This window comes from Sulfitobacter mediterraneus (assembly GCF_016801775.1).
Classification (GTDB): Bacteria; Pseudomonadota; Alphaproteobacteria; order Rhodobacterales; family Rhodobacteraceae; genus Sulfitobacter; species Sulfitobacter mediterraneus_A.
Window position 1 is genome coordinate 3,727,767 of the sequence record NZ_CP069004.1, and the last position, 17,461, is coordinate 3,745,227.

16 protein-coding genes and 1 tRNA gene are annotated in these 17,461 nt (G+C 57.7%); 7 read left to right on the top strand and 10 right to left on the bottom strand.

Annotated features, from left to right (window positions below; genetic code table 11):
* The first annotated feature begins 13 nt into the window (after positions 1 to 13).
* Together JNX03_RS18320 and JNX03_RS18325 are read left to right on the top strand one after the other, a co-directional pair.
* Positions 14 to 673 (top strand): hypothetical protein, encoded by a 660-nt coding sequence (locus tag JNX03_RS18320; RefSeq protein WP_203240817.1) that lies wholly within the window; start codon positions 14 to 16, stop codon positions 671 to 673.
* Positions 670 to 1,647, top strand: coding sequence for a hypothetical protein (locus tag JNX03_RS18325; protein ID WP_203210425.1), 978 nt, complete (start codon positions 670 to 672; stop codon positions 1,645 to 1,647). The genes JNX03_RS18320 and JNX03_RS18325 overlap by 4 nt, the downstream gene beginning before the upstream one ends.
* 4 nt (positions 1,648 to 1,651) lie before the next feature.
* On the opposite strand, the gene trpA is transcribed toward JNX03_RS18325, so the two are convergent.
* Positions 1,652 to 2,443: a tryptophan synthase subunit alpha gene (trpA, locus tag JNX03_RS18330; protein ID WP_203210426.1), complete on the bottom strand. Its 792-nt coding sequence runs from the start codon at positions 2,441 to 2,443 to the stop codon at positions 1,652 to 1,654.
* 152 nt (positions 2,444 to 2,595) lie between these two features.
* On the opposite strand from trpA, the gene JNX03_RS18335 reads away from it, so the two are divergent.
* Both JNX03_RS18335 and ychF read left to right on the top strand, forming a co-directional pair.
* A complete protein-coding gene (locus tag JNX03_RS18335; RefSeq protein WP_037908840.1) occupies positions 2,596 to 2,799 on the top strand; it encodes a hypothetical protein in 204 nt (67 codons plus the stop codon).
* A gap of 59 nt (positions 2,800 to 2,858) precedes the next feature.
* The gene (gene ychF, locus JNX03_RS18340; protein WP_203210427.1) at positions 2,859 to 3,956 is read left to right on the top strand and encodes a redox-regulated ATPase YchF; all 1,098 of its coding nucleotides are present in this window, start codon (positions 2,859 to 2,861) and stop codon (positions 3,954 to 3,956) included.
* Positions 3,957 to 4,032: 76 nt separating this feature from the next.
* Here the strand turns inward: ychF and JNX03_RS18345 are convergent, their stop codons facing one another.
* Positions 4,033 to 4,329: a hypothetical protein gene (locus JNX03_RS18345; RefSeq protein ID WP_203210428.1), complete on the bottom strand. Its 297-nt coding sequence runs from the start codon at positions 4,327 to 4,329 to the stop codon at positions 4,033 to 4,035.
* Positions 4,330 to 4,668: 339 nt separating this feature from the next.
* Here JNX03_RS18345 and JNX03_RS18350 point away from each other — a divergent pair.
* Positions 4,669 to 4,758, top strand: a tRNA-Ser gene (locus tag JNX03_RS18350).
* Between the two features lie 382 nt (positions 4,759 to 5,140).
* Here JNX03_RS18350 and JNX03_RS18355 read toward each other — a convergent pair.
* From JNX03_RS18355 to JNX03_RS18390, 8 genes are all read right to left on the bottom strand, one after another.
* Positions 5,141 to 5,641 (bottom strand): OsmC family protein, encoded by a 501-nt coding sequence (locus JNX03_RS18355; RefSeq protein ID WP_203210429.1) that lies wholly within the window; start codon positions 5,639 to 5,641, stop codon positions 5,141 to 5,143.
* A complete protein-coding gene (locus JNX03_RS18360; protein ID WP_203210430.1) occupies positions 5,625 to 6,560 on the bottom strand; it encodes a fumarylacetoacetate hydrolase family protein in 936 nt (311 codons plus the stop codon). Before JNX03_RS18360 ends, JNX03_RS18355 begins: the two co-directional genes overlap by 17 nt.
* Positions 6,557 to 7,339 carry a cyclase family protein gene (locus JNX03_RS18365; RefSeq protein WP_203210431.1) on the bottom strand — a complete coding sequence of 261 codons (783 nt, stop codon included), beginning with the start codon at positions 7,337 to 7,339 and terminating at the stop codon, positions 6,557 to 6,559. Before JNX03_RS18365 ends, JNX03_RS18360 begins: the two co-directional genes overlap by 4 nt.
* Before the next feature lie 19 nt (positions 7,340 to 7,358).
* A complete protein-coding gene (locus JNX03_RS18370) occupies positions 7,359 to 8,666 on the bottom strand; it encodes a TRAP transporter large permease (RefSeq protein ID WP_203210432.1) in 1,308 nt (435 codons plus the stop codon).
* Positions 8,666 to 9,202 (bottom strand): TRAP transporter small permease subunit, encoded by a 537-nt coding sequence (locus tag JNX03_RS18375; protein ID WP_203210433.1) that lies wholly within the window; start codon positions 9,200 to 9,202, stop codon positions 8,666 to 8,668. The genes JNX03_RS18370 and JNX03_RS18375 overlap by 1 nt, the downstream gene beginning before the upstream one ends.
* Positions 9,199 to 10,260 (bottom strand): C4-dicarboxylate TRAP transporter substrate-binding protein, encoded by a 1,062-nt coding sequence (locus tag JNX03_RS18380; RefSeq protein ID WP_231024331.1) that lies wholly within the window; start codon positions 10,258 to 10,260, stop codon positions 9,199 to 9,201. The genes JNX03_RS18375 and JNX03_RS18380 overlap by 4 nt, the downstream gene beginning before the upstream one ends.
* 52 nt (positions 10,261 to 10,312) lie before the next feature.
* Positions 10,313 to 10,969, bottom strand: a complete 657-nt coding sequence (locus tag JNX03_RS18385; RefSeq protein ID WP_203210434.1) for a TetR/AcrR family transcriptional regulator — start codon at positions 10,967 to 10,969, stop codon at positions 10,313 to 10,315.
* Positions 10,970 to 11,126: 157 nt separating this feature from the next.
* A complete protein-coding gene (locus JNX03_RS18390) occupies positions 11,127 to 12,287 on the bottom strand; it encodes an MFS transporter (RefSeq protein WP_203210435.1) in 1,161 nt (386 codons plus the stop codon).
* A gap of 85 nt (positions 12,288 to 12,372) precedes the next feature.
* Here JNX03_RS18390 and JNX03_RS18395 point away from each other — a divergent pair, with 85 nt between their 5' ends.
* Both JNX03_RS18395 and JNX03_RS18400 read left to right on the top strand, forming a co-directional pair.
* A complete protein-coding gene (locus tag JNX03_RS18395; RefSeq protein WP_203210436.1) occupies positions 12,373 to 13,701 on the top strand; it encodes a PLP-dependent aminotransferase family protein in 1,329 nt (442 codons plus the stop codon).
* 446 nt (positions 13,702 to 14,147) lie between these two features.
* The gene (locus tag JNX03_RS18400) at positions 14,148 to 17,444 is read left to right on the top strand and encodes a calcium-binding protein (RefSeq protein ID WP_203210437.1); all 3,297 of its coding nucleotides are present in this window, start codon (positions 14,148 to 14,150) and stop codon (positions 17,442 to 17,444) included.
* The last annotated feature ends 17 nt before the right edge of the window (positions 17,445 to 17,461 follow it).

Below are 17,461 nucleotides of genomic sequence, written 5' to 3' on the forward strand. Positions count from 1 at the left end.
TGAGGGCTTTGGTTTGGCGAACGAAATTGCAGTTAGCGAGATTTTGGATTGGTGGAGCGTAGAGCGAGGCCGCGTGCGATCCGAATGCATCGAGTTCGAAGAACGGATGCACACTCAAGCTGACAAAGCGATCTCTGACCTAACTGCGAAAGAGTTGACCTTGCCCATGTCACCTCGTCGAAAAGCGATTGTTTCGGAACTGGACAAAAGGATCCAAAGCTTTGGCACGGCTATCGCAGATCGGCTGGCGACATCGGCAAAATCGTCCATTCAGCTCACCGAAGGCTCACTGGAGCTCAGAAACCAAGCCACCGACTATGCTGAGCTAGCTGTCGGAGGCGCGGCAGCTGTTGGTGCGGTAAGTCTAGCTGCAAGCGCGACTACTTTGGCGACAGGGACTGCAACATCATTCTTCATTTTTACACAGCCACAAATTTCCATTCCGATATTGATGCTTGCCGGGGCCGGTGCTGCAGCGATGGCCTTGATTTCTCCATCATCATTTGTGGTTTGGCAAGTACGGATGAGAAAGCGCTATTCTCGCAAACTCTGTGCAAGTCTCAGCAACACCATTCTACAGGAGAGCGACGGAGGCAGCCCCGGCTCTCTTTGCACGCATTTTTTCCAACAACTTGATGACATCAAAGACAAAAGATTAGAGGCACTCCTGTGACATTGACCAGCATCCCTTTTCATCTTCTCGCATCACACGAAGCTCGCGTGGCTGCTGGTGAAGTCGTGCGCTACGGTGCCATCCTAAAAGACGTGGGAACCGGCAAAATCATTGGCCATGTTCAGGAGACCGGCCTTTTTGATGCGGTCGCATCCAAGGTTATCGGTGGTGGTGCCATGGCGGTTGCCAATCCGGTGACGGCTGCAATGGGTGGTGCTGGGCAGCTCGCTGCTGTTGCGCAGAATTCTAAAATGATTGGGCAGTTGAGCAACCTGACCGAGATGATGGGCAGCTTGAAGACTTTAAATATTGTAGGAACACTGGCTAGCGTGGCTGGTGTAGGCGTAACAGTGGCAAGCACGGCCATGATCCTGCACCGGATAAAGGGCATTGATCGTGCGTTGCAGGATGTCGCTCAAAGGATGGACCGTTTGCCAGATCAAATTCGTGAACTTGAACTGGAAAAGACCCTTAGGAAAACCGAAACACAACTTGAACGACTGCAAGAATTGCCATTGCGGCAGAAGCCGACTCAGGTTGTTGAAAACGTGGAAAAAGAGTTACACGAGAGCTTCAACACTCTACATGAAGGGGTACATCGGCTGATACTGTCCGTCGAAGTTGACGAAGGGCTCTTGAGAAGCTTGCTTGCCGGCTTGGCAATCTGCGGGGCGGCGCAGACGAAATCGCTCATTTGGCTGAATGAAAAAGAAGCGGCTCAAAAAAGAGCTGAACTTCAAGCTGCCAAACTTCTTTCGTTGTCGGCTGAAATGCCAATGGACAGACTACAAACATCACTTGGCAACGACGAGTGTGCCCAAAGGGTGCACCGCGAACTGGTAGAGCTTCGATCCGTCTCAGCAAGCCGTCCGTTGCTTTGCGAGCGACTGATCAATGCCGATATCGACGGGCGCCACTATCTAGAAGAAGCACTGGAACGTGACGACGCCCCCGTATTGTTGCTACCAGTTTGAGCCCTCAAGCCCGGTGCGCGCCGTCTGACAGGGTTTTGACAAAGGCCAGAACATCCGCTGTGCTGTCACCTGCTGCGATGCGTGCCACGATGGCGGAGCCGACGACGACACCGTCTGCAACGCTTGCGATGGCTTCGGATTTCTCGGGGGTGTTCACGCCAAACCCGACAATCACCGGCAGGCCGCTGGCCTTTTGGATGCGTGTGACCTCGGGGGCAACATCGCCCGCTTCGGCCTCGGCCGCGCCGGTGATGCCGGTGATGGAGACATAATAGACAAAACCGGAGGTGTTCTGCACAACCCGTGGCAGCCGGTTGTCATCCGTTGTCGGTGTGGCCAAACGGATGAAGTTGAGCCCGGCGGCCTGTGCGGGCAGGCACAGTTCCTCGTCCTCTTCGGGGGGCAGATCCACCACGATCAACCCGTCAATGCCCGCCGCCTTGGCCGCGACCAGAAACGCATCCACACCCATGGAATAAATCGGGTTGTAATAGCCCATCAGGACAATCGGTGTGGTGTCATCGTCCTTGCGAAACTCTTTGGCCATTTCAAGCGTGCGATTGAGGGTCATCCCCGCCTCAAGGGCGCGTTGGCCCGCAAGCTGAATGGTTGGGCCATCGGCCATGGGATCGGTGAAGGGCAGCCCCAGTTCAATCACATCCACACCCGCATCCGGCAGGCCGCGCATCACGGCCAAAGAGGCATCAAAATCGGGATCGCCGGCCATGATATAGGACACAAAGGCTTTCTTGCCCTTGGCTTTGAGATCGGCAAATTTTGCGTCAATGCGGGTCATGTCAGAGGCCTTTCAATGCTGTTGCCTCTGGCAATGCCCAAAACTGCGGGGGAAATCAATCCGCGACGGGGGGCAGGGGGCGAATTTGCGCTTTTGGACCGGCAAATCACGTCGTCCCTTCAAAAATCGGCACAGTGACTTATCTAAGGTGCATGAATTATGTTCTTGCCCTGTTTCTGCCGCCGCTCTCGATCCTGCTTTTGGGACGGGTGTTCGTGAGTATCGTTGTGTTCCTGATCTGGGTGCCCGCGATCTTGTTCACTGGCGGGCTGACCCATCCGATGTTTGTCCTGCTGGCCTGGATCTTGATCTATCAGGCCCATGAGGACCGCCGTTACAAACGTGACGCCCGCTGAGGCTTGCGCAACGCCTTGCAAACCCCTAGGACAGCCCCTGATCTAAAAAGGACGGTATCATGGGTTTCAAGATGGGTATTGTGGGTCTGCCAAATGTGGGCAAATCCACCCTTTTCAACGCGCTGACCCGCACGGCGGCGGCGCAGGCGGCAAATTTTCCGTTTTGCACCATCGAACCCAATGTCGGCGAAGTTGCGGTGCCGGACGCACGGCTTGATAAACTGGCGGCGATTGCAGGCTCCAAACAGATCATCCCGACACGGATGACCTTCGTGGATATTGCGGGCCTCGTGAAAGGTGCCTCCAAGGGCGAAGGGCTGGGCAACCAATTCCTTGCCAATATCCGTGAGGTGGACGCGATTGCCCATGTACTGCGCTGTTTCGAAGACGGCGATGTGACCCATGTTGAAGGCCGCGTTGATCCGGTTGCGGATGCCGAGACCATCGACACCGAACTTATGCTCGCGGACATCGAAAGCATCGAAAAGCGCCTGCAAAACATCGTGCGCAAGGTGCGCGGCGGTGACAAGGAAGCCGTGCAGCAGGAACGCCTGATGCGCATGGCGCTTGAGGCGCTGGAGGCGGGCAAACCCGCCCGCGTGGTCGAGGTGGACGAAGAAGACGCCAAAGCTTGGCGCATGCTGCAACTGTTGACCACCAAGCCGGTCCTTTATGTCTGTAATGTCGGCGAAAGCGAAGCGGCAGAGGGCAACGATTTTTCGGCCAAAGTGGCCGAAATGGCCGCGGCGCAGGGCAATGCCCATGTGATCATTTCCGCCCAGATCGAAGAAGAGATCAGCCAGCTCGAAGACGAAGAAGCCGATATGTTCCTTGAAGAAATGGGTCTGAAAGAAGCGGGCCTCAACCGGTTGATCCGTGCGGGATACGAGCTGTTGCATCTGGAAACCTACTTCACCGTTGGCCCCAAAGAGGCACGCGCCTGGACCATCAAGACCGGCACATCCGCCCCCAAGGCGGCCGGGGTCATTCACGGCGATTTCGAAAAAGGGTTCATCCGCGCCGAAACGATCGCCTATGACGATTTTGTGTCACTGGGCGGTGAGGGGCCAGCAAAAGAGGCAGGCAAGATGCGCGCCGAGGGCAAGGCCTATACCGTCAAAGACGGTGACGTGCTGCACTTCTTGTTCAACACGTAAAAACCGGCGACCTCGCGATGTCAAAAGGCGCCCGCGGATACAGGCGCCTTTTGTTGTTTTTGAGGGACAGAGACGATCAGCGGCTGTCGTTGTATGGGCCAATGCCGCCGGCAGAATATACGTTCTGATAGCCAGGATTAACCGGCGCATTGCGGCTTGAGTAGGTCACGATGTTCTCCTCGCCCGCAGTGTTGCCCGGAACGGTCTCCCCACGCACCACACGCTGATCCTGTGAGGCGGCGTTGGGCTCCACCGAGGCACTTTGCGAGGTGTCGGCGCGCATGTCGTAATAGCGCGTGCTTTTGTCCGCATAGGCGGCGGATCCAATCAGGGCGGCAGTAGCGGCGGTCAATGTGATTTTGCTCAAAGTCATATCGTTTCCTTTTTCTGAAGTGGCGGCGATCTCTGCCGCGTTGTTGTGTCGTCTGATGGATAGATAATGACGGACGGCGGACATAGTTCCTGCCAGAGAAGGAACCGCCGCGTTCTGAGCGTGGGATTGGGCGGTTTTCTTTTGTCCTAACAGCATGTTAGCGCGGTGTTCACTTCACTCTCACAAGCCAGTGACAGTGCTGAAACAGCCGCATGTGGCCAACAGTTGACGATATCCCAAGGCACCACATCAATGCCCCGAGCGGTGCGGTTTCCAGAAACGGTATAAATCCGTTTTTCGCCCTTGCCCCCCAAAGAGCTTGCCGATAAACGGGTCAGCGGAGACGTGGCCGAGTGGTCGAAGGCGCTCCCCTGCTAAGGGAGTAGGCCCGGAAGGGTCTCGAGGGTTCGAATCCCTTCGTCTCCGCCATAATCTTTGGCTCAAAAATCCCGATCCACTGAAAAGAAGAAAACCCGACGGGGAGCCGGCGGGAGAGTTGTTCGTTGGCCTTGAGCGGCGCGGCGATTTTCTAAGGTTTCTTCCTGCACTCAAAGCATCCCTTGAGGCCGTGAGCGGGGGCGCTGTCTGTGGCCATCGCGGAGTGGGAGCCGATCTGCTCCTCGTTGTTCCATCAACAAGCGGAAGCGATGTTTGTTGATCTTTCCTTGTCAGATACGCCGGTCAGGAAATCTCGGGTTGCTGGGCCGAGGGGGCGGTGAATGGCTGGCGGTGGATTGCAAAGAGCGGCGGCATGGCGTGGTGGCCGCTCTTCGTCTTTGAGGCACGGGCCTTCGCGAGACAGGCCGCCGGTTCACACGTCGCGATATCCCTCCGCGGTCTTGAGCCGGTGCCGGATCGTGTTTGGCGCAGCCAGTGTTTGCTCAATGAAACAGCCCTTCTTGGCTGCCTCGATCAGTGCAATTTGGTCCTCAATAGGGGCGGGGCTGTCCAGGATCACGTCGATGGCAAAGCTTTTGGGACCCGTTTCGTAGACCTTACCAGCCTTCGCCCAATCCCAGGTGATTTGGCAATCCACCTGGAGGTCTGCAATCTCGACCTTCAGACGTTTGGCAAATGCGCGGATCTGGGTCATCAGACATCCGGTTAATCCACCGATGAACAAGGCGAGAGGCGGGGGCGCTGTGGCGTCGCCTCCGTGAAAGGGCCCTTCATCCGTTGCAAGTTCGAAGTGTTCGGCAAAGGGTTTGACCATGCGCACATCAAGATCGTTGCGCATCTTGCCCGTGGCCGTGCCGTGGCATGTGAATGTGACCTCGGCACGGGCTGGCATGTTTTCAGGTGTTGCTGTCATCTTGGCCTCCGCGCCGGACTGTGTTTCGCAAGGTTCCGATCCGCTCAATCGTCAGCGCCATTTCATCGCCATCCGCCAATTTTCTGCCGATCTCAAGGCCGCAGCCGGTGCCGACGGTGCCCGATCCGATGACTTCGCCGGGGTACAGGGTTTCCGACGCGGATATATGCGCAATCACGGCGGCAAAATCATGGTGCATCTGGCGTGAATTGCCACCGCCCCACCGCTGGCCATTGACCTCGACATGCATGTCAAGTTGGGCGGGATGGGGTATCTCATCCACGGTCACAACCCATGGGCCCAGAATGTTGCCTGTGTCAAAATCCTTGCCCTTGGCGGGGCCAAGCTGACCTGCCATTTCGCGCATTTGGGCGTCGCGGGCGCTCACATCATTCAAGATCGTGTAACCCCAGATGTGGCCTGGCGCGTCGGCTTGGGAAATATCCTTGCCCTTTTTGCCGATCACGACTGCAAGTTCGAGTTCCAGATCGAGGTGATCGCAGTATTTGGGCCATTGCACCGTCTGCATGTGGCCGACAAAGGACATGCGATTGCCCTTGTAGTAGATCGGTTGATCGTACCAGACCGGCGGGATCGTGAAGGGGCGGCCCGTCATCTTCTCCGCCTGCGCAAAACTGTTCAGCAGGTGTTCTTCGAAAACCAGACAATCGCGGTATTGCACGGGGCGCAAGGGCACGCGGTGCTCTACGTCCGAGAGGGCAATGAGGGCCTCTTGCGGGGGCTCAGCCATCAGCTTTCGCGCATGCTCCAGTGCATCTGGGCCGGCTTCGATCATCGCCACCATGTCGGAGAAATGCCAGGCATCCGATGAGGCCCTTGCAAGATCGAGAACGGTGTTTTCGTCCACAAGTGCAACAAGGCGATCCTTGTCTTGATAACAAATTGTTCCCAGCTTCATGTGTCGTCCCTCAGTATAGCCACGGCGCGGGTAAATCCGGCAGAGGCGCGTTTTATCTTGATCGGAAAGCAACTGATGTCGAAGCCCGTGGGCGGCAAGGCCTCAAGGTTGGACAGCTTTTCCATATGGCAATATCCGATATCAATGGAGGCACGGTGCCCCTCCCAGATGATTGAAGGATCGCGGTTTTGGGCCCATTCCGCCGCAGTCAGAGCAAAAGGCGCATCCCAAGACCAGGCATCGGTTCCCGTGACACGCACGCCCCGTTCAAGCAGATAGAGGGTTGCGTCGCGCCCGATACCGCAACCTGATACAAGGTAGTCCTCATGCCCATAGCGGAGCCCGGCAGAGGTGTTGACCACCACAATATCCAGCGGTTGCAGTTGATGCCCGATGCGGTCCAGTTCCGCTTCGATATCGCCGGGTTGAACGATGTAGCCGTTCTCGAAGTGCCGGAAATCGAGTTTCACACCGGGGCGAAAGCACCAGTCCAGAGGCACTTCATCAATGGTCTTTGATGGCTTGCCGCCATCCATCGTTGAATGATGGTGGTAGGGGGCATCAAGATGGGTGCCGTTATGTGTCGAAACGGTCAGCGTTTCGACCGCCCAGCCTTCGCCATTGGGCAGATCGTCAACCGTTAATCCGGGAAAGAACGATGCCATCTGGTCGGCGGTGTCCTTGTGTGCCTCATATTTGATTTGAGGCAGCATCATTGGCGGGTCCGATGCAATGCCCGCTTCGAGCGAGACGGAAATGTCGATTATCTTGCGCGGCACGACCGCTCCTTTCTTAGGTTCAAGGGATAAGACCCGTGGCGATCACCGGAAATGCGATCACGAGAATGAGGACGCCAAGCATGGCCAGTGCAAAGGGGGCGGCCCCGATGAAAATATCGGCCAGAGTTATTGAGGGATCATCCAGTGTGGACTTGATCACATAGACGGAAATGCCAAAGGGCGGCGTGAGCAGACCAATCTCGACAGCGATCACCGTAACGATCCCGAACCAGATCAGATCGACACCAAAGGTATTCATCACCGGCATCATCAATGGAACGAGAATGAGCATGATGGATGAACTGTCCAGCATCATACCCATCGCGATCACGACAGCCACGTAAAGCGTGATGACCATCATGAGCGAGAGATCCGCAGTTGTGACCAGAGACCCGAATTCAGCGGGCAGGCCAGAGAACGCCAACATTCGCGAATACATCTGCGCGGCGATGATCAAAAAGCAGATCGAGGCGGTCACAAGTCCGGTTTCAACCAGCACCCGCCCGATGGCTTTCAGGTTGAGCGCACGTTTGGCCAAGCCAAGCACCAGCGCACCGATGGATCCGATGGCGCCTGCTTCGACCGGTGTGAAGACCCCTCCGTAGATACCGCCAAGAACGACCGAGATCAAAAGTACGATTGGCAGACCTTTGGCCAGAACTTCGGTGCCAGACAGCGCGCCGTCTTCAGGAATGGTCGGGTTTCCGATGAAGCGCGGCGCAAAGACGGCTGTGGCGATGATGCCGAGGCCAAAAACCACCGACAAAAGGATGCCGGGGCCGATGCCTGCAAGAAACAGGTCGCCAATGCTCTGATCGGTCAGCAGACCGTAAAGGATCAACAAGAGCGATGGTGGGATCAGCATGCCCAGGACGGAAGAGCCCGCAACAACGCCCGTTGCAAAGCGTGCGTTATACCCGTGGCGCACCATTTGGGGGACCGCGATTTTGGTAAAGACGGCAGCAGAGGCGATAGAGATCCCTGTAATCGCGGCAAAGATGGCATTGGCGCCAACCGTGCCAACGCCGAGGCCGCCTTTGATCTTCCGAAATCCCTGATTGGCCACATCAAAGGCATCCCGACCCATGCCGGATTCCGAAACCAGAAACCCCATCAGGACAAACAATGGCACAACACCAAAGAAGTAGCTGGCGATGGTGTCACTTGCCGCAAGTGCCAGCGCTTTGGACGCCAGGAGGGGAGACCCTTTGATCGCCCAGATGCCCACAAAGGAGCAGGCCATCAACGCAATCGGGACATAAAGCCCGGCCATCACAAACACCACCATCGCACCAAGCGAGATCAGGCCGATATCAAACGCTTCCATCAAACGTCCTGCCCTGCATTGCGGTGACGGCGCCAGATTTGTCCGGCGAACAGCAGGACAAGCATGATGCATCCTGCAAGAATGGTTGCTTTGACGGGCCAAACCGGGGCGGTGAAACTGCCCACCGCGCCGACAAAGGTGTCGCGTTCCCAATCGCGTACCAATGTGGGCCAGGTCGACCAGGCAATCGTCGCCAACACGCACAAGCCAATGATATCCCAGATGTCCTCCAGGATCAGGGCGACGCGCGGTGCACGGCGCATGAGAAGATCCCGCAACGCGGTTGAGCGGACCATCCTGCCTGCCAAGAGGGTCCGTGGCGATTGCAGAAATACGATTGCCACGATGGACAAGGACACCATTTCAGGCACTCCGGGAACAGGCGCAGCCAACAGATTCCGCCCCGCGACATCAAGCCCAATGAGGATCATGAGCATCAAGATCAGGGCAGACCCCGCGATGTTCATCGCGGAGGCCACCCTGTCCAGCAGACCGAGCCAGAGAGAACGCTCGGTCCTTTCTTGGGTCTTGATCATTCTTTATCCCAGTCGCGCAACGGCGTCGCACCGGCATCCCGCATGGCGTTCATATAGACATTCAGAATCTCTGTGCCGGGCTGCCCGCGACCATCAAGATCCGCCGCCCATGTCGCCGCCACATTGTTCATGCCATCTGCCCAGGCTTGGCGCATTTCTTCCGGGGCGTCCGTAATGGTCGCGCCTGCGTCCGCCATAACGGCAAAGGATTTCTCAATCGCCGCTTCGAGGTCATCCAGATACCAGGCCCGCGCTGCGTCGGCGCCTTTGCGCATGGCATCTTGAACCTCGGCCGGCAGACCTTCGAACCAGTCGGTGTTGGCGCAGATGCCCCCGGCAAACTGGGCGCCAAGACCTGCGCGGGTGACATATGGCGCCACCTCGTACAGTTTGCTCGGCAATGCGGCGGATGCAAAGACGATGACACCGTCGTACACACCTGTCTGCATTTCATTGTAATAGGTTGTCAGATTGCCCGAGACCCCCACGGCACCGGTCCCTTCGAGCCAGTTCACCGCAGCGCCGGGTGCCGCGATCTTGCGCCCTTCCAGATCGGCAAGACTCTGCACAGGAAAGTTCGTCATCAAAAGGTAATCATCTACAACAACCGGCCCACCCAGATAGGTGTTGCCATTGTCGAGGTAGGCTTGCTGCATACGTGGATCATCGTTGTGCAACTGGTTCATTTTTTCACCGACCAGTCGCGCGTCTGAGCTGACGAATGGTGTGTAATAGGTGACATTCTGGATCGCGAGTTTTGACGGATCGAACAGTGAAGAACACACGCCGATTTCGGCAAGCCCGCTTTCCACCGTTTCCAATTCATCTCCGACGGCTGCGATCGTTCCGCCGTATTGACCATCAAATGCCACGCTGTGTCCGTGTTCTGACAGGGCGTCGTTGGTTGCTGGATAAAACGCTTCGTCCAGCATGCGCACCCATCGAAACACCGGTGGATGCCCCGCGACAACGGTTGCGGAAAAATTCTCAGCCATGGTTGCCGCGGGCACAGCCGCCGATATCAGGGCCGCGATGCCCAGGGTTGTTGTGATCTTCATTTGTTTTCCTCCCAGAATAAATTAGATTGCGCCGCTCTCCCCCGGCGGCGGTTTAGGTCTTTTGGTTCTCGCTCAAGGCAAAAAACCCCCCCGTGGCATGTGTGGTCAGCCGATTGACCAAGGCTTCGGTTTCAAGAGGGTCAGGCCCGCTCTTTCCAGCAAGCCGTTCTGGACGGCGCGATCGCCCGACGGCCCCCACAAGCAAGCCAAGAGCCATTGAATAGGCCCATGCACAGGTTTCACGGTCAGCAGCCGGATGCGCGACCTGCAAAGCCTCGATAAATTCGAGCGCTGATGGATCGTAATATTTGCGCACCAAGGCGCGGTCCCGTTCGTCGCCGTTGACCAGCAAGGCAAATACACGTGCAAAGGAGGTGCCGCCGCCCTCTGTCGACAACGGCGGTTGAAAGAAAGCCTCAAAAATTTTGCGCACCGCATTGGGGTGGGACAGATCGATCTGCTTAAGAAGTTCCAAGCGCGTCAATGTGATCGAAACCGCACGGCGTTCGATCACCGCCTCGTAGAGCCCATCTTTGGTGCCAAAATGATAATGGATCAGCCCTTGGGCGACACCGGCGCGTTTAGACAGCGCCTTCATCCCAACGCCGTGAAAACCAGCCTCGGAGAACGCCACCTCGGCGGCGTCCAAAATGGCATTCCGCGCTTCGCTGCGCGAAGACCCCTGAACTTTTTGCACTGCAACTGTCATGCTTCACCCTAAAAACTGATTGATCGATCAGTCAAGGGATTCGTTTGATTTTCGTCATGGTCCTGCCCGTCAGGCAGGCTAGGCGCGCACCCGCAGGTGATCATGGCGGGACATTGCCGGCGATCGAATTGATGGTGTCAGGATGGAGCCGGCCAGTTCACTCTTTGCCAATGTCGCTGCGGCGCAAGCGCCCTTTCCAGATGTGGCTGACCACAATGGTGATGACGATCTGGGCCACGGCAAATGCCGCCATCGCGGGCAGCCTCCCGAGCCAGTCTGCCAAGGCGCCAGCAGCAACAACGGGGACAGAAAAACCGAAATAGGCATAGACAAACAAGCCAGCCGTCGCGCGGGCACGGTCCGGTCCGGCCCGCAAGGACACCTCGGCAAGAGAAGACAGGTAGGTGAACCCATAGCTGGCCGCACTGGTCACGCAGGTGCCGATCAGGACAAGCGCCAGGGCATTCATCCAAACCCCGACAAGCAGAATGGCAAACCCCAGTGGGACCAAGACAAACCCAACAGTCAACGCCGAGCCGTTCTGCATCCGGCGCGCCAGGGGTTGGCACAGGAAGCCAACAAAAATCGCCAGGAAAACCACGAGACCGATCCAGCCCTGAAGCCCCTTGGCGGCAAGTTCCAGTGGGACAATCGCAATGGTCATGCCGGTTGTGGACCACGCCAATGCCATGGCTGCGCCAAAGACCCATGTTCCGGCCGGGAAGTAGGGCAAGCGCAGGGGCGATACGGGCCGGGGAACATCGGCGCGGGGCAGGGCCAAGGCGAGGATGGCAAGGAGGGGGGCAATCACAACGAGGCTGAGATAACTCGCCGGCAAAAACGTCTGACCCTGTAGGCCCAGGCTGATACTGGTCGCCAATGCACCGCCGCCGAACCCCAAGGAGGTTGCCGAAGTCACGACCAGGGCCGCCGTTCTGGCCTGCGCCATGCCAAGCAGCTCTGTCATGTAGGCGGTTCCGGATGTTGTTGCGAGGCCCGTACCGATCCCAAGCAGAACCCGCGCAATGACCAAGGTATTCCAGCTGGGAAATTGCATCAAAAGCAACGTCGCAGCGGCACCAAGACACAAGGCAAGCGCAATGGGGTATCGCCGCCCGATCCTGTCCGATAGCCCGCCCAAAAGCAGCAACGTCGGCATCAGACCACCGACATATGCAGCAAATGCCACCGTAACAGAGGTTGCCGCCGCGCCGCCTTGCAGGGCGTAGGCCGGATAGAGGGGCGATTGTAGATTTACTGCGTAAGTCACTGTGAACAGGCAGATCGTCAGAATGGGAATGGAAATCAGTCGCGGCATATGGATGCTCCGTTCTCTTTGGGAACAGCCATGTCACAGGGATGTAGTTGTAACAATTTCTTTATTGTACTAAGAACATTTGACCATGACCAAGACCCGATACATGCAAATCGCCGACAAGCTGTCGGATGCGATCAAGAAAGGCGAGCTGCCGCCGGGAACAAAACTGCCCACCCATCGGGCTTTTGCAGAGAAATTTGGCATCGCCTTGGGAACAGCGACCCGCGTGTATCGCGAGCTTGAGCATCGCGGCATCATCGTCGGAGAGGCGGGCAGAGGCACATTTGTCCGCGATCAGGGCCTGTCCATGACGCATGGGCTTTTGCAAACCTCCCCGGATGGCCTGATCGATCTGGTGTTCAACATGCCCGGCGAGACGGCGGATGCGGAGCTGCTGCGCTCCGGCCTACGGCGGCTTGCAACCTCGGGTGATCTTCAGGCGATGATGCGCTACCAGCCGCACGCCGGGCGGCGGCACGAACGCAGGATTATCGCAGAACGGCTGGGCGCTAATCACGGCCCGATTGACCCTGATCACCTGCTGATCACCTCTGGCGGGCAACATGGTCTGGCAATTGCCATCTTGGGACTGTTTCAACGCGGTGATGCAATAGCCGTCGATGTCCTGACCTACCCCGGCTTCAAATCAGCAGCGTCTTTGCAAGGGATCAATCTTGTGCCGGTGCAGTCGGTTGCCGGGGTGATGGACCCTGATGCGCTGGAGGCGGCGTGCAGATTGAACCGATTGCGGGCCGTCTATTTGATGCCCACGGTGCAAAACCCGCTGGGGTCGGTTATGGATGCCGGCACCCGTCGCCGTATTGTTGAATTGGCGCACACCTATGATCTGACCATCTTGGAAGACGCGGCTTATGCATTCCTCGAACCTGATCCGCCGCCAAGTTTTCTGACGCTTGCACCTGCCAGAACCCTTCACATCGGCGGCTTTTCCAAGAATCTCGCCACGGGGCTGCGCTTGGGGTATTTGATCACACCGGAGAAACATCTTGATGCCTTGTCGGGCATCATCCGTGCGACCACATGGAACACGCCCGCATTGATCGTGGATCTTGTGACCAATTGGATTGATGACGGCACATTGGACCGGATGGAGCAAAGCCGACGGGCAGACGGGGCCGCGCGTCAAAAGATCTGCCGGGAGGTATTTGCCGATCTCCCCATCGCGGCGCATCCGAACGCGGGCTTTGCCTGGCTGCCATTGGCAAAAGGGGCGCGGTCCAGCGCGATCATTTCAACTTTGAAAGATCAGGGATTATCGGTCAGCGGGGCAGAGCCGTTTGCAACCACAACCGCCGTTCCCCAAGCCCTGCGTCTTGCGTTTGGCGGCGTTCCGAAAACAGACCTCAAGGCCGTTTTGGACATCGTGCGTGATGCGGTCGTCGCAAGCCTTTGACGCGCGCCGCGGCCCGTTCGGAACAACTGCCAATACTGCTTTGTGCGGTTTGTTGCGATGGGCTGGCGCTGCAGTCGTGGCGCCGGTCCGGCCTGATCCTCACCTCATTTGATTAAGACGCTTTCATGACATTTGGCCGGGGCATTTGATTCTGAGGCGTGGATTAAGGCAAGAAATTGCGGTTTGAGCTGCGGACACACTGAGCCGGTTCAGGATTTGTCAGCGCAAACTATCGCGATTCAGCGACCGATCCCCCACATCATATGGTGCAAACCGAAAAAAATGGCGGTGCACCGCGCCGGCAGCGCGAAAAACGGCCCTTCCGACAATTGCTCGAATTCGAACATAGATTTTTCACGTTTTACGGGAATCAATGGTCTCCAACAATAAGCGCGGTGCTGGATCTGAAAACAGGACACACCGCAAAAAACCTTGGGAGAGACCAAATGGCGGACAACGTAAACGGAACGAAATTCGGCGAAACAGCAATCCTTGGCAGCGGCGCACAATCTGTTGATATGGGCGCGGGCAATGACCGCATCATATCCTACGCGGATGGGGGGGAGCCTGACCCGGCGCAAACGCCCGGCGCGGAGGGGCGCGTTTACCCCCCTGTCACCGGCGGCACCGACGATACGCTCACAGGCGGCGCGGGCCGCGACACGTTTGAATTCCGCGCGTTGATCAATGCCAGGGAAAGCGTCGTCGGCGCGCACACCGGCAGCTCCGGCCGGGTGAATTGGGGCGGCGTTGCCGGAGAAAACGACAATGTCCATGATCACTGGGTCGAGGGGTTTGGCCTGGATACGATTACGGACTACAGCAAGGCCGAGGGTGACAAGATCAAGATCACAGGTCACACCGTGACCATTGGCGATATCACCTATGGAACGGATGAGGCCGGCGCGTTTTCCCTGATCTCAGTCTACAGCCAGCAGGGTGACGGCGGCGCAGGCGGAGCCAATACAGCCACCGGCGCCCATGACGAAGACCAACTCGGCCAGATCAAGGTTTATGGCGACAGGGTTGAACTCGCCGATTTGATTGTTGAGCGGAACAATGAGGGCATCGACCGGCTGGAGACAGCGGATGCGGTCTATGCCCCGATTGACCTTGGCATCACGCAGGTCGTTGCCAGCAACACCGACGACACCAGCTACACCGGGTCGATCCACAGGCAGTCTGACCGGATTTCGATTGGTGAAGGATCGCAAACCGTGGATGCGGGCGGCGGCAATGACATCATCTACAGCTTTTCGGATGGCGGTGAGCCGGACCCGGCCCAGACCGAGGGCGCGGACGGGCGTGTCAATGATCCCGTCGCGGCGGATCTGTCGGACGACATCATCAAAGGCGGTCAGGGACGCGATACCTTTGCATTTCGTCTGCTGCTCAACGCCAAGCAAGAGATACAGAACAAACACACCCGCAGCGATGGAGAGGTGAACTGGCGCGGCGTCGCCGGTGAGAACGACAATGTCCATGACCACTGGGTCGAGGGCATCGGCAATGATGTGATCCTCGATTTCTCCAATCAGGATGGTGACAAAATCGACATTCGCGGCCACACGGTTGAGATTGCCGCGATCACCTATGGTGCGGATGAGGGCGGCGAATTCAGCCTGATCCAACTGCGCTCCCAGCAGGGCGATGGCGGTGCGGGCGGCGAAAACACGGCCACTGGCGCCCATGACGAAGATCTGCTGGGCACGATCAAGGTCTACGGCGACAAGGTGACCAAGGAAGATATCAATCTGAGAGCGGACGTGTTCTACGGCGTTGATCAGCTTGAGGATATTGCTGCCGCCGAAGCGGATGGTCTGGCCGACAATGACGCACCGCAGATCGTGCATCCGCAGTGGGGTATCGAAGATCCCGAGAATTTTGAACGGGCTTTTGAGGGCACCGCGCGGGGCGATACGTTCAAGGCGGGCAGTGGCACCCAGATCGTTGAGGCGGGCGGCGGCAATGACCGGATCATCTCTCACGGCGACGCGGGAGAGCCGGACCCCGCCCAGACCGATGGCGCCGAGGGGCGGATCAATCCGGCCATCGGGGCGGATGGATCGGACGATTACTTCTCAGGCGGTGCGGGTGCGGATCGGTTCGAATTCTACGCGCTGTTGAACGGCCGAGCCGAAGTGGTGGCCCAGCACACAGGCAGCACGGGTGACATCAACTGGCGCGGCGTTGCGGGCGAGAACGACAACGTGCATGACCACTGGGTTGAGGGGTTCGGCGTTGATACGATCCTCGATTTCTCGAAAGAAGAAGGCGACAAGATCCTGGTGCGTGGCCACACCGTTGAGATTGCGGAGGTTACATACGGCAATGACGGAGGCGGCGCGTTCTCCGCCATCCGTGTGATCAGCCAGCAAGGCGACGGCGGCGCGGGCGGGGCAAATACGGCCACCGGCGCCCATGACGAGGATCCGCTTGGCATCATCAAGGTCTATGGCGACAAGGTCACCAAGGAGGACATCACCGTGAAACGTGACGGCGTGTTCGATGGCGGTGACCAACTGGCAGAGACAGACAAACTGGCTGATTACAACGGCGGCACGCAGGCTTTCCAGATCATCCAAGACGGTGTGGTGCTGGAAACAGCCCCTGATGACGTGAAAACCACTGACCAGATCGAACTTGGCTCAGGATCGCAGCAGGTTTTTGCCGGACTGGGCAACGATCACATTCGCGTCTATGCCGATGGCGGAGAGCCTGACCCGGCACAGACAGATGGCGCGGGGCGCATCACGGATCCGGTTGATCCAGCACTTTCCACCGACATCGTGTCAGGCGGCCAGCACCGCGATACCTTTATGTTCAACTATCTGCTGGACGCGACAGACGTTGTTCTGGCCCGCCATACCCGTGAGGACGGCAGCATCAACTGGCGCAAGGTCGCGGGTGAAAATGATGCGGTGCATGACCATTGGGTCGAAAGCGGCGGTGATGACGTGGTCTTGGACTTTTCCAATCAGGACAATGACAAGATTGAGCTGCGCGGGCACACGGTCGAACTGGCCGAGATCACCTATGGTGTGGATGAAGGTGGCGATTACTCCCTCCTGCATGTTCGTTCCCAACAAGGCGATGGCGGCGGCGCCCATGACGAGGATAGCCTCGGCACGGTGAAAATCTACGGTGACACTGTCACCGAAGAAGATGTGCGGGTCACGGCCAAAGGGGTCTTTGACGGGATCGATATTCTGGAACCGATCGAGGGGCTGCCAAACCACATCGCGGGCGACAGTGACGCGAATATGCTGAACGGTACAGCAGAGGCGGACAATATCCACGGCAACAACGGCAATGATTTTGTCGTGGCTGGCGAGGGTGACGATTATCTCTTTGGCGAGGGGCACAATGATCTGCTGTTTGGCGGTGCCGGCAATGACTGGATCGAAGGCGGCTGGGGCACAGATGCGCTTTTTGGTGAAATGGGGGAGGATACGCTGGTGTCCAACAGTGGCCATGACAACATGTCCGGTGGCACTGAGGCCGATACCTTTCTGTTCATGGATAGCACGCGTGGTGGCCAGATCTTTGACTGGGAAGACGGTGCCGACAAGATAGACTTTTCCCGCATGGATGCCGTGCAGGGCATGGATGACGTGATGATCCTGCAACTGACCGACACGGCGGCGCGTGTGACCTTCACCAATGACGCGGGCAAAGAGGGCAACATCGGTGTGATCGGGGTCAGCGGCTTTACCCTGTCGGAGGAAGACTTCAACTTTTGATCCATAGCGAGACAGCC

Coding starts and splice junctions, on each gene's coding strand:
- trpA (WP_203210426.1), bottom strand. CDS start 2,443: ATGACCCGCATTGACGCAAAATTTGCCGATCTCAAAGCCAAGGGCAAG.
- JNX03_RS18335 (WP_037908840.1), top strand. CDS start 2,596: ATGAATTATGTTCTTGCCCTGTTTCTGCCGCCGCTCTCGATCCTGCTT.
- ychF (WP_203210427.1), top strand. CDS start 2,859: ATGGGTTTCAAGATGGGTATTGTGGGTCTGCCAAATGTGGGCAAATCC.
- JNX03_RS18345 (WP_203210428.1), bottom strand. CDS start 4,329: ATGACTTTGAGCAAAATCACATTGACCGCCGCTACTGCCGCCCTGATT.
- JNX03_RS18355 (WP_203210429.1), bottom strand. CDS start 5,641: ATGACAGCAACACCTGAAAACATGCCAGCCCGTGCCGAGGTCACATTC.
- JNX03_RS18360 (WP_203210430.1), bottom strand. CDS start 6,560: ATGAAGCTGGGAACAATTTGTTATCAAGACAAGGATCGCCTTGTTGCA.
- JNX03_RS18370 (WP_203210432.1), bottom strand. CDS start 8,666: ATGGAAGCGTTTGATATCGGCCTGATCTCGCTTGGTGCGATGGTGGTG.
- JNX03_RS18375 (WP_203210433.1), bottom strand. CDS start 9,202: ATGATCAAGACCCAAGAAAGGACCGAGCGTTCTCTCTGGCTCGGTCTG.
- JNX03_RS18380 (WP_231024331.1), bottom strand. CDS start 10,260: ATGAAGATCACAACAACCCTGGGCATCGCGGCCCTGATATCGGCGGCT.
- JNX03_RS18385 (WP_203210434.1), bottom strand. CDS start 10,969: ATGACAGTTGCAGTGCAAAAAGTTCAGGGGTCTTCGCGCAGCGAAGCG.
- JNX03_RS18390 (WP_203210435.1), bottom strand. CDS start 12,287: ATGCCGCGACTGATTTCCATTCCCATTCTGACGATCTGCCTGTTCACA.
- JNX03_RS18395 (WP_203210436.1), top strand. CDS start 12,373: ATGACCAAGACCCGATACATGCAAATCGCCGACAAGCTGTCGGATGCG.
- JNX03_RS18400 (WP_203210437.1), top strand. CDS start 14,148: ATGGCGGACAACGTAAACGGAACGAAATTCGGCGAAACAGCAATCCTT.